The following is a 10,846-nucleotide window of genomic DNA, read 5'->3' as shown; positions in this document are numbered from 1 at the left end:
ACAACGACCGGTCAGCCAACCGCCGCTAGCTTTTTCGGGCAGATCGTCATCTCCAACGCCACCACCCAGATCCTGTTGCGGCAGGCGCCGCAGGCGATCGACATCGTCGCCGACGTGTTCGGCCTGTCGTGTCGGACGGGCTTTTTGTCCGACCAGGAACCGGCCCCGGCCCCGGCCCTGGACCGCTCTTCGATGGTGGTGGCGGTGTGATCGGTCGCTTCTCGCAGCGGGTGCCACAAGGGCCGCTCGTGCATCGCGGTTCCGTCGCCGCTGGCCGCGACCAGGTTCAGGGCGGCGATGGCGGCCGGTGTGAGGGTGCGGGGCATCCGGTCGCGTTCGGCCGGGTCGATCCACGCGGTGCGGACGACCAGGCTGCCGTCGTCCCTGTACGCGAACTGATCGGCCTCGGCTGCCGGATCGCAGCCAGCACCGTGTGGAAGATCCTCACACGGGCCGGGCTGGATCCGGCACGGCGGCGCAGCGGGCCGACCTGGGCCCAGTTCCTGGCCGCCCAGGCCAGGGGATCCTCGCCCTGTGACTTCCTGCACGTCGACACGATCGGCCTGGCCCGCGTCTACGTACTGTTCCTGATCGAGATCGCGACCGGCGGGTACACACATCCTCGGCGCGACCACGAACCCGACCGGGGCGTGGGTGACCCAGCAGGCCCGCAACCTCATCATGGACCTCGGGGACCGAGGGTCCCGGTTCAAGGTCCTGATCCGGGACCGGGATACCAAATACACCGTCATGTTCGACGGTGTATTCACCGCCGAAGAGATCGAAGTCCTGCGTAGCCCGCCCGGCGCACCGCGAGCCAACGCCCACGCCGAATGCTGGGTACGCACGGTACGTCGGGAGTGCCTGGACCGGATGCTGATCTACAACCCGCGGCACCTACACGTCGTGCTGGACGAGTACGTCAGGCACTACAACGATCACCGACCCCATCAGGGCCGGGCGCAACGCCCGCCGAACCGCGAGGCATCACCTCCGCCGGTGGTCGACCTGGCCACGATCCGGGTACACCGACGGAAGATCGTCGACGGCATGGTCAGCGAATACTCGCAGGCAGCGTAGCCAGAGTCGGGTTTAAGAACGGCACACGCTCAGCTTCCGACGTGGATGCCGGGCCGGCGTCCGGGATCCGGTTCGTTGCGGCGGATGATCTCGCGCACCACCGGGGCCGTGTCGCCGCGGCCGAGGAGGAAGTAGCGGAACATGTGCACCAGCGGGCTGCCCTCTGCCCAGGCGAAGTAGCAGTGTGGTCGGACGCCGGTGGTGTCGCGCAGGGCGAGTAGGACCGCGGCGATGGCGTTCGGTGCGGCCGGGGACGCGGCGCGCAGTACCCGGTGCCCGTCGACGTCGATGCCCCGCACGGTCAGGGTGTCGCTGAAGGCCGACGGGTCGACCACGTCGATTTCCAGGAACAGCACGTCGGCACTGCCGGGCACCGGATTGTCGGTGCGCTGCTCGCGTTCCTTGCCGGCGTACTCGGCGGCGTCGCCGGTCTGGCGTCGGTTCGCGATCAGGTTCAGCGCCCCGTCGTGCGCGAGTGAGTCGGTGACGAACCGGCGGGCGGCCGGGTCGAACTCGATGCGGTCGGCCCGTAGCTCGGTGGTGCGGGATACCCGGGAGATCAGCGAGACGACGATGATCCCGGCGATGAACACCCCGGAGATGGCGATCCCGTCGGGCTTCTCGACGATGTTGCTGGCCAGGGCGTAGAGGAGCACGGCGGTGAGCAGTCCGAACCCGGCCGCGCCCAGGCGCTGCCGGCGGCGTACCGCCGAGACGGTGACCGCGAACCCGCCGGAGACCATCATCGCCAGGATCCCGGTCGCGTAAGCGCCCGCCTGGGCGTTGACGTCCGCGCCGAACGCGATCGTGATTGCCACGCAGACCACGGTGTAGACCAGCACCACCGGACGGACGGCGCGGCCCCACTCCGGAGCCATCCCGTACGACGGCAGGTAGCGCGGCACGATGTTGACCAGGCCGGCCATCGCCGACGCGCCGGCGAACCAGAGGATTCCGATGGTGCTGATGTCGTAGACGGTGCCGAACACCTCGCCGAGCTGGTGGTGGGCCAGCCAGGCCAGCGCTCGGCCGTTCGCGTCACCACCGGGCTGGAACTCATCGACGGGGATCAGCACCGTGGTGACGAAGCTACTCGCCAGCAGGTAGACGCTCATGATGACCGCGGCGACGGTGAGCAGCTTGCGGGTGTTACGGATCCGCGACCGCAGCCGCTGCCGCTCGTCGGCGCCGTCCGCGGCCACCAGCGGCATCATGCTCACCCCGGTCTCGAACCCGGACAAGCCCAGCACCAGCAGCGGAAACGCCAGCAGGGCCGGCCCGGCCAGACCACCGAACCCGACGCCGTCGGCGGTGAGCGCGTCGGTCCACGCCGACAGCGCCGCGGGGGTGGCGATCACCTCGACCAGTCCGGCCAGGATGATCACCGCGTTCAACCCGAGGAAGACCGCGACCAGCGGGATCGCTACTCTCACCGCCTCGCTGAAGCCGAGCAGGAACACCCCGCCCAGCACCAGCAGCAGGACGACGGTCAGTGCCACCTCGTGGCCGTGGAGGGCGGCCGGCAGGTACGGGTTCTCCACCACGTGCACGGAGGCGTCCGCCGCCGAGAGGGTGATCGTGATGATCCACGAGGTCGCGACGAAGCCGAGCAGGACCAGCACGAACAGCTTGCCCCACCAGAACGGCAGCAGGTTCTCCAGCATCGCCACGGAGCCGGCGCCGTGCGGACTCTCCCGGGTCACCCGCCGGTACATCGGCAGCATTCCCAGCAGGGTCAACGCCACGATCAGCAACGTCGCCAGCGGTGACACCGCCCCGGCGGCGAGTGCGGCGATCGCCGGTACGTAGGCCAGGCTGGAGAAGTAGTCGACTCCGGTCAGACACATCACCTTCCACCAGGTGTGCGGCTGGGCGTGGGCCTCGCCCGCCGCCGGCCCCACCGGCTGTACCTGGTGCCGTAGCAACCACCCCGCCACCCGGCCGGTCGGCGCCGGCTTGCGGCCGGGTCCCTCCACCATGTCCGGCACGGCGAGATCGTCGGTCACGCTCATCAGTCCTCCCCAGGACACGCACCCGCCGCGGCGGCCATGGCCGCCCGGCGCACCCGCTCATCGCCGTATACCGGTCCCTCGACGTGGTCAGCCGTTCCGACCGGCCCGCCATGCTTACGGCAGGGGGCTGGCCTGGTCAACGACCATAGCCGTCGAGGAAGCGTCAAGATCGCCAGCACGGGGGTATGAGAGCTGTCAGACATCTTGCGTCCAGGGCGCTGGCACCTATCCTGCGACCGGATCGAGCCGTCGGCTTGTGGTCGCCGGGCTACGTCTGGAAGCGGTAACCGGCCCGGGGTTCGGTACGCAAAGGGCGCAGGCCGCAGCCGGTCGCCTTCGGCTGCCACTGCGGCCGTGCCATGTCCCGGCGCTGTCGAGGCCCGCTGGTACGAGCCACGCCGTGCGACCTCGCACCAGGAGCCGGTGGTGCCCGCTCGCTGTCGGGGCGGTCGGCGACGGGTTATCCGACGTGTACCAGTGGCCGGCGGCCGGGGTCGGGCTCGGCCTGGCGCAGTACCTCACGGGTCAGGGGTGCGATCTCGCCTTCGCCGAGGAAGAGGTATCGCAGCAGGTACGTCACCGGATTGCCTTCGGTCCAGGCGAAGTAGATGTGGGGTAGCCGGCCGGTGGTGTCGCGTAGGTGCAGGAGGAAGCCGGCGAGGGTGTTCGCGATGCTGGCGCCCTCGACCCGCAGAATGCGGTAGCCGAAGCGTTCCTCGCCGGTCACCACCAGGTCGGACTCGAACTCGGACGGGTCCCGCACGGTCACCTCCAGGAACAGGACCGGTTCGCCGGCGGGGATGTGGTTGTGCGCGCGTTGTTCGGCCTCTTTCTCCCGGTACTCGGTCTCGTCGCGCTCATGAGGTTCGTTCGCGATGAGATGTAGTTCGCCGCCATGCCCGATCACGTCGGCGGTGAACTGTCGGGCGAGGGCGTCGAGTCGTACGTCGGTGACGCGTAGCTCGGTGGCCCGCAGTGCCCGGGACAGGATCGAGGTCGCGATGATCGCCACGATGAACAGGATCGCGATCCGCACGCCGTCGGGTCGCTCGATGATGTTGGCGACGGTCGTGTACCCGAGTACCACGGCGATCGCCCCGAACCCGAGTGCCGGTCCGGTCTGGTGGCGACGGCGGGCGGAGAGCGTGACGGCGAGCGCGGCCGAGGTGATCAGGACGAGGACGCCGGTGGCGTACGCGCCGCCCTGTGCGGTGACGTCGGCGCGGAACAGCAGCGTGATCAGGAACGCCACCAGGGTGAACACGATGACGAGGGGGCGGATCGCCCGGGTCCAGTCGGGCGCCATGCCGTACCGGGGCAGGTAGCGCGGGACGAGGTTGAGCAGGCCGGCCATGGCCGACGCGCCGGCGAACCAAAGGATCAGCACGGTGCTGATGTCGTACACGGTGCCGAAGCCGTTGCCCAGGTGGGCGTGGGCGAGAAAGGCCAACGCCCGGCCGTTGGCCTCTCCGTCTGCCTCGAACTCCTCGGGCGGAATGAGCACGGTGGTCACGAAGCTGCTCGTGATCAGGAAGACGCTCATGATTACCGCAGCGGTGACCAGTAGTCGGCGGGCGCCCCGGATGCGTCCTTCGGGATGGTCGGGCTTTTCGTCCGGCCGTCCCCGGATCAGCGGCATGACTGCCACTCCGGTTTCGAAGCCGGACAGGCCCAGGGCGAGTCGGGGGAAAACGAGCAGTGCGACCACGAGGATCCCGAACAGGTCCGGATGTTGACTGACAAGCAGGTTCCGCCAGTCGGCGACCAGGTGCGGCCGGCTCCACAGGTGTCCGAGGGTTGTCGTGATCACGATCGCGTTGAGGATCAGGTAGGTCGCGACCAGGACGACCGCGATGCCGATCGCCTCCTTGAACCCCTTGAGGAACACCGCGCCCAGCGCGGCGATCAGCACCAGCGTCACCCCGACCTGCGCGTCCGCCATCGGCGCGGGCAGGTAGGGGTTCTCGAGGATGTGGGCGGTCGCGTCTGCGGCAGACAGGGTGATAGTGATCATGAAGTCGGTGGCGGCGAAGCCGAGTAGCGCCAGTACCAGCAGCTTGCCTCGCCAGCGGGGCAGGAGGTGTTCCAGCATCGCGATCGATCCCTGCCCGTGCGGGCTTTCCCGGGCCACCCGGCGGTACACCGGCAGGGCGCCGAACAGGGTCAGCGCCACCAGCACCAGGGTGGCGACCGGTGAGACTACGCCGGCGGCGAGTGCGGCGATGCCGGGCTGGTATCCCAGGGTCGAGAAGTAGTCCAGGCCGGTCAGGCACATGACCCGCCACCACGGCCGCTGGTGGGGAGTGTCCGGCGCCGTGTAGGGACCCCGGACCCGGCCCGGTCGCATCCCCTGCAACAGCCAGCCGCGCAGTCCGCCGCCCCTGGGCGCGATCCGTTCCCGCACCGCCCGAACCATCCCCCTGACAACCCCCGTCCCCGGCTTGGTCGTACTGCCGACGCGCAGACATCGTGGCGCAGAACCGCCCGGCTTCGCCGGGAATCGAGTAAAGCGGCGCCGCCCATGATCACTTCGAGTGCCGCGGCGCGGCTCTGCTCAACGACCCCTCGCTACAAGAGCCCCAGAGGGTGCTGGCGCAACGCTCAGTCCTGACCTCCACGAGCACGATCCGGCGCTCAGGACGCCGACGTTCTCCAGGTGCCGCCAGGAATAGGCGATCCCGAGGCCTGTACCGTGCCAAAACCCGTCGCACATGCTGTGAGCTGGGATTTCTCGGCTCAGGCTGATGATCTCTGGTGTGGCCGTTCGGTTGTTGTACCTGGGAATGATCCGCCTGTTCAGCGGACTGGGATTGCTGATTCGCAGCGACAGGGCGTTGCTGGTAGAGGTCCTCACGCTGCGGCACGAGGTAGCGGTGCTACGTCGCCACGTTCCCGGCCGGCCGCGGCTGTCCTGGCCGGACCGGGCGGTCCTGTCCGCCCTGGTCCGCCTGCTGCCCCGCCGGCTACGGGAACATCGGATCGTCACCCCGGCCACGTTACTGAACTGGCACCGCCGCCTGGTGCGACGCCACTGGACCTTGTGAGTGCCGAAAACCTCATCTGTCCTGGTCGCAGCCATCTAAATCATCGAGGTGGAAGGCTCCGCTGAAGACGTGAACCTCTCGGCTGGATCGCGACGGTTGTCTACGTCGAGTACGGCGCGACGATGGGGTGTGCTGTTTCGACTGGCCTACCTCGGCGTGACCAACACCCTCGCCCTGCTACGACTGCTACCCATGGGCGACCATGACAAAGACGCCGAAATCCTCGCGCTCCGGCACCAGATCACGGTCCTCGAACGACAACTGCACGGCGACCGGGTCCAATTCCCCTCGGCGGACCGGGCATGGTTGGCCGCCCTGCTGCACCCGTTGCCGCGAACCGCACTGAACCACCTGCGGCTACTGGTCCGCCCCGAGACGGTGCTGCGCTGGCACCGGGACCTGATCGCCCGCCGACACGCCAGACGTTCCCGCCCCCACCAAATCGGGCGACCACGAACAGTCCGGTCCATCCGTCGGCTCGTCCTGCGCCTGGCCTCGGAGAACACCACCTGGGGATACCGCCGCATCCACGGCGAACTGCTCGTCCTGGGCGTCAAGGTCGCCGCCTCCACCGTCTGGGAGATCCTGAAGGATGCCGGAATCGATCCGGCACCTCAGCGCACCAGCAGCACGTGGGCGGTGTTCCTACGATCCCAGGCGCAGACCGTCATCGCCGCCGACTTCTTCGAAACGAGCACCCTGACCGGCGCCCGCCTCTACGTCCCGGCGGTCATCGAACACGCCACCCGCCGCATCCGGATCCTCAGCGCCACCACACACCCCACCGCAGCCTGGGTGACCCAGATCGCCCGAAATCTGGTCATGGACCTCGAAGACGCGGGACGCCCGGTGAAATACCTGATCCGCGACCGGGACAGCAAATACCCGGCCCTGTTCGACCGGGTGCTCGCCGACGCCGGCATCACCGTGGTGCACACAGGCGTCCGGATACCCCGGATGAACGCGATCATGGAACGCTGGGTACGGACCTGCCGACGTGAACTCCTCGACCGGACACTGATCCTCAACCAGCGACATCTACTACACGCGCTCCGCGAGTACGAGGTCTTCTACAACGAACACAGGCCTCATCAGGGCGTCGCCAACGCCCGGCCACTCGCCCCGCTACCCGAACCGATCACCGCCCCGGACCGGATCGCCCGCCTGAACATCCACCGACGTGACCGCCTCGCCGGCATCATCCACGAGTACTAACATGCCGCCTGACCTGCCTGGATGACATTTTCGGCAGGTACAAGGTTGAAGCGCAGATACCAGCGGACCGCGACCACGATCACCTCAGCCGGAAACCGGAACCTGGCGAACGCCGACGGTGGCGGTGACCAAGAGGGACGATGGCATGATCGCTTCATACGTCAACTCTGTCCCGGGCCCGCAACCGGCGACGCAACAAAGCCGGCTGGGCTCCGTCGTATCGGTGACCGTGGATCGCCCGACCGTCGCCGTAAGCGATCAACCGACGGCGCAGACTGACCTCTGAACCGACGGTAACCCGCCGACAGCCGGAGTAGACAGGAGATTTGCCGCCCGCGAACGACTCCAGCTCGTAGACGCCAGCCATGTCCGCGTCCAGCACTTCGCCGCCGTACTCGACCCACAGCCAGTTCTGGTCGATCACCTCGGGTGGTTGGCCGTCGTCGAGGGGCACGGTCGGGGAGCGGCTGTCGACCGGACCGCCGACAGCAGGGACCTCCACCCGCTCCCACATAAGCGATCATGAACCGCGCACCCTGACGGCGACCTGCGTTTGCCCTGTTCGCGGCCAGTATGATCCCGTACACTATAGGGTATGACTCAACGGGTGACGGTCAGCCTCCCAGACGACGTCGCACAACGCCTCGAACAGGAGCCCAACGCGTCAGCTTTCGTCGCCGAAGCCATCCGCCAACGCATGGTCCGCGAACAAGGCCGCCAACTTCTCGCCGACCAAGGCTTCAACATCACCGACGAAGGCGTCGCCAGAGCCCGCGCACGCCTCGCCGAAGCCGACGCGAAGTGGACCCCCGAACGGCGACAGCAGTTGCGTGAGCGGATGGGTCGCCCGAGCGGGCGCCGCGTCGCGTGACTCCAACCATCCAGGTCGCGTGACTCCAACCATCCAGATCATCCTCGACACCACCGCCATCACCGCCTACGCCGGCGCCTCAATAGCTGTCGGCGAAGCGATCACCATGGTTGGCGAGGAAACGCCCTCGTCGCACTCCCCGTCGTATGTCTCGCCGAGGCGTACCGGAGTGTCCCCGACGACCAGCTCGCCACGGTGGGCCTGCTCGCCGCGCATCCCAGCGTTGTGGTCGTTGACACGAACCCTGACGACTGGCTGGCCCTCGCGGGCCTCGCCCGGGACTTGGGGCGGGTCGACGCCGCCGCCGCACTGCTACTGGCGGTCGACTCCGACGGGTACGTCCTCACCGCCCAGCCGGACGCGTACGGCCGCCCGGACGAACTGCCAGTCATTCCGATTTAGGGGTGGCGGTAGGCCGCAACGGCAGCGCCACCACCCCGGCAACGGTCCCGACCAGCACGTGCGGCAGAAGTGCCGTCAGGACGGCCAGGAACGTGGTCAACCACGAACTGCCACCGACAACGTTCGGCAGGATCGACGAGTCGGGCGGTGGCGTCGGCGCACTTACGCTAGGCGAACGGTAGGACGCTGGTGTAGGTGTCGGCAGTGGTGACGATGCTGACGTGACCGAGTAGATCTTGCACGGTTTTGAGGTTGGCACAGGCTTCGTGTACGAGGGAAGCCGCGCCGTGGCGGAGGTCGTGCAGCCGGATCGGCGGGAGGTCGGCTCGCTTGACCAGCGGGTGAAGTGCAGGGTGGCGTAGCCGGGGTGCAGGGGCTGTCCGTCGGTGCGTCGGTGCTCGATCCGACCCAGCGAGGGTCGTCAGCGTGACTGGTACTCGGTCGCGCTCCCGCTACGGGTCCTGGCCATTGACGAATTCAGCTACCACGCCTGGTTCAGCAGGCCGAGTAGCCGTGCGACCGGGACCTGGTCGACCTGGGCTTGTTGAACAACACCCACGAGATCTGGACCGCCTCGGGCCGCACCTACTGCGCGATCCACCAGCGACTACGCCGCGACGGCATTCGCAATCGGCCGCAAGGGGGTGGAGTGGTTGGTGGCCGCCCAGACCTGGCAGGGCGGGTCCTGCGCCGCCGGTTACGACTACGGCCGTCACGGCCGCCGACCGCGAACCCGTAGAAGGCTACGTACGGTCTCCGAGAAAATCTATGCCCGTAGTACTAGATATGCTCGCCGCAGTCAGCTAGTGTTTCTTAGGTCGAGAACGAGGGAAGCAAAAGACGCTGACGTAACCGCCCAGACGAGGGCGAAGGGGTAGAGCCAAGGAACGTTCAGGCTCCGCTCGGTTCGGCGGTAGATGTTCACCGCAGTTGAGTAGGAAGCACGAGTAGTTGGCAGGTGGTACCCGGACGTGGTGTACGACCGGGCGTGACAGCGGGTGGGGCTGATGCTGGTTTCAGGGCTCCACCTCAGGCAACAAAGGGTTCGTCGCACGTGTGCGGGGCCATGAAGTCGCGTGGGGCTCCGACACCGACGGACGGCACGGAGTACGGCAGAGGAAGTCAGAGGAAAGGGAGGGCCCGTACACCGTTGGATCGCCCGCCACCGGCCACATCCATGGGCTGGCGCGGACACCGCAGTTTCCATCGAACGAGAGGTGGTCTCCGGTCACGCTTATGCGATCCTCGCACCTGAACCCGTCTTACACGGGTGGTGCGGAATACGACAAGCCGACGGTTCCGTCGGTAGATGGTGTTTCTGACCCGTAACCCTTGGGCCCCGGTGCTTTCGAGCACCGGGGCCCTCGTGATGGAGGTGACATGGGCCAACCCGACGACATGCTCGACGACGAGTACTACCCCGCCTACACGATGGGCCGCGCGGCGGAGATCATCGGCTGCTCGCAGGACTTCCTACGCCGGCTCGGTGACGCGAAGCTGATCGACCCGTACCGCTCCGTCGGCGGGCACCGCCGCTACTCCCGCTACCAAATACGACTCGCCGCCCGAGCCCGTGAGATGTGCGACCAGGGCACCGACATGACGGCCGCTTGCCGCATCATCATCCTCGAGGACCAACTCGAAGAGGCCCTGCGGCGCAACGAGCACCACCAGCACGGCTGACCACACCCGCCCGGGTGGCATCTCCCGGGGTGACATGAGCGCACACGGTCCCTCCCGCCAGGGCAGGGGCCGTTCCTCGTCTCCAGGGGCGGTGCCATGATGTTGGTCCGCGCCGCTGGGCGGGCCTGACCGCAGCACAGGACGCGAGTCCTGCCTGAGCCGATCGGCCTGCTCCCCGATGTCGACCACCTGCACGATCACGGCATCACCCAGAGCCCGCAAACCGCACTGCCGTCTCCTCGCTCGGCGACGCCGCCGAACTGGAATAACAAAATCGCCGCAGCCTGCCTCAACCGCTCCGCCGTCGCCCGCATCACCGCAGCGGTACGCCCCTGAGCCCGCTACTCGCCATCACCCGCATGGATCGCGACCCGCCGCCGATGTGCGTCCGCGACTCTCCGTTGCCGCCATAGGAGTTGGCGTCATCGGCCGAACACCTCGACCGGGCCGGGTTTAGAGAGAGCGTCGGACTTGGACTGTGTCAACGCCGGCTGAAGTTTGCCCCCTCTGCTCCGGCCGAACTTTGACCCCCTCGCTGG

General features: G+C 67.7%; 11 protein-coding genes and 1 pseudogene. 7 read left to right on the top strand and 5 right to left on the bottom strand.

Annotated features, from left to right (window positions below; all coding sequences use genetic code 11):
• Together ACFP2T_RS36160 and ACFP2T_RS36155 are read left to right on the top strand one after the other, a co-directional pair.
• A partial coding sequence (locus tag ACFP2T_RS36160; protein ID WP_377429978.1) for a hypothetical protein occupies window positions 1–210 on the top strand: 210 nt, incomplete at its 5' end.
• A gap of 444 nt (window positions 211–654) precedes the next feature.
• Entirely contained in the window at window positions 655–1,080 is a 426-nt protein-coding gene (locus ACFP2T_RS36155) for an integrase core domain-containing protein (RefSeq protein WP_377429976.1), read from the top strand.
• Between the two features lie 29 nt (window positions 1,081–1,109).
• Here the strand turns inward: ACFP2T_RS36155 and ACFP2T_RS36150 are convergent, their stop codons facing one another.
• Window positions 1,110–3,092: an APC family permease gene (locus ACFP2T_RS36150; protein ID WP_465264285.1), complete on the bottom strand. Its 1,983-nt coding sequence runs from the start codon at window positions 3,090–3,092 to the stop codon at window positions 1,110–1,112.
• A gap of 460 nt (window positions 3,093–3,552) precedes the next feature.
• Window positions 3,553–5,496 (bottom strand): APC family permease, encoded by a 1,944-nt coding sequence (locus tag ACFP2T_RS36145; protein ID WP_417629217.1) that lies wholly within the window; start codon window positions 5,494–5,496, stop codon window positions 3,553–3,555.
• A gap of 352 nt (window positions 5,497–5,848) precedes the next feature.
• On the opposite strand from ACFP2T_RS36145, the gene ACFP2T_RS36140 reads away from it, so the two are divergent.
• Together ACFP2T_RS36140 and ACFP2T_RS36135 are read left to right on the top strand one after the other, a co-directional pair.
• A complete protein-coding gene (locus tag ACFP2T_RS36140; protein WP_377429972.1) occupies window positions 5,849–6,136 on the top strand; it encodes a hypothetical protein in 288 nt (95 codons plus the stop codon).
• A gap of 129 nt (window positions 6,137–6,265) precedes the next feature.
• Window positions 6,266–7,351, top strand: a complete 1,086-nt coding sequence (locus tag ACFP2T_RS36135; RefSeq protein ID WP_377429970.1) for an integrase core domain-containing protein — start codon at window positions 6,266–6,268, stop codon at window positions 7,349–7,351.
• Window positions 7,352–7,505: 154 nt separating this feature from the next.
• Here the strand turns inward: ACFP2T_RS36135 and ACFP2T_RS36130 are convergent, their stop codons facing one another.
• Window positions 7,506–7,853 (bottom strand): hypothetical protein, encoded by a 348-nt coding sequence (locus ACFP2T_RS36130; RefSeq protein WP_377429968.1) that lies wholly within the window; start codon window positions 7,851–7,853, stop codon window positions 7,506–7,508.
• A 93-nt stretch (window positions 7,854–7,946) separates the two neighbouring features.
• On the opposite strand from ACFP2T_RS36130, the gene ACFP2T_RS36125 reads away from it, so the two are divergent.
• A complete protein-coding gene (locus tag ACFP2T_RS36125; protein ID WP_230395566.1) occupies window positions 7,947–8,222 on the top strand; it encodes a hypothetical protein in 276 nt (91 codons plus the stop codon).
• 66 nt (window positions 8,223–8,288) lie between these two features.
• On the opposite strand, the gene ACFP2T_RS36120 is transcribed toward ACFP2T_RS36125, so the two are convergent.
• Window positions 8,289–8,438 (bottom strand): hypothetical protein, encoded by a 150-nt coding sequence (locus ACFP2T_RS36120; RefSeq protein ID WP_377429965.1) that lies wholly within the window; start codon window positions 8,436–8,438, stop codon window positions 8,289–8,291.
• Window positions 8,439–8,447: 9 nt separating this feature from the next.
• Between ACFP2T_RS36120 and ACFP2T_RS36115 the strand changes: the two genes are divergently transcribed.
• Window positions 8,448–8,624, top strand: coding sequence for a hypothetical protein (locus ACFP2T_RS36115; protein WP_377429963.1), 177 nt, complete (start codon window positions 8,448–8,450; stop codon window positions 8,622–8,624).
• A 170-nt stretch (window positions 8,625–8,794) separates the two neighbouring features.
• Here ACFP2T_RS36115 and ACFP2T_RS36110 read toward each other — a convergent pair.
• A pseudogene (locus tag ACFP2T_RS36110) lies at window positions 8,795–9,015 on the bottom strand (tyrosine-type recombinase/integrase); the annotation flags it as partial.
• 989 nt (window positions 9,016–10,004) lie between these two features.
• Here ACFP2T_RS36110 and ACFP2T_RS36105 point away from each other — a divergent pair.
• A complete protein-coding gene (locus ACFP2T_RS36105) occupies window positions 10,005–10,307 on the top strand; it encodes a MerR family transcriptional regulator (protein WP_377429960.1) in 303 nt (100 codons plus the stop codon).
• Window positions 10,308–10,846 lie beyond the last annotated feature (539 nt).

The organism is Plantactinospora solaniradicis, assembly GCF_042658085.1.
GTDB classification, from domain to species: Bacteria; Actinomycetota; Actinomycetes; order Mycobacteriales; family Micromonosporaceae; genus Plantactinospora; species Plantactinospora solaniradicis.
Note: the sequence above shows the minus strand (reverse complement) of the source record. Positions and strands in the feature narration are given on the sequence as shown.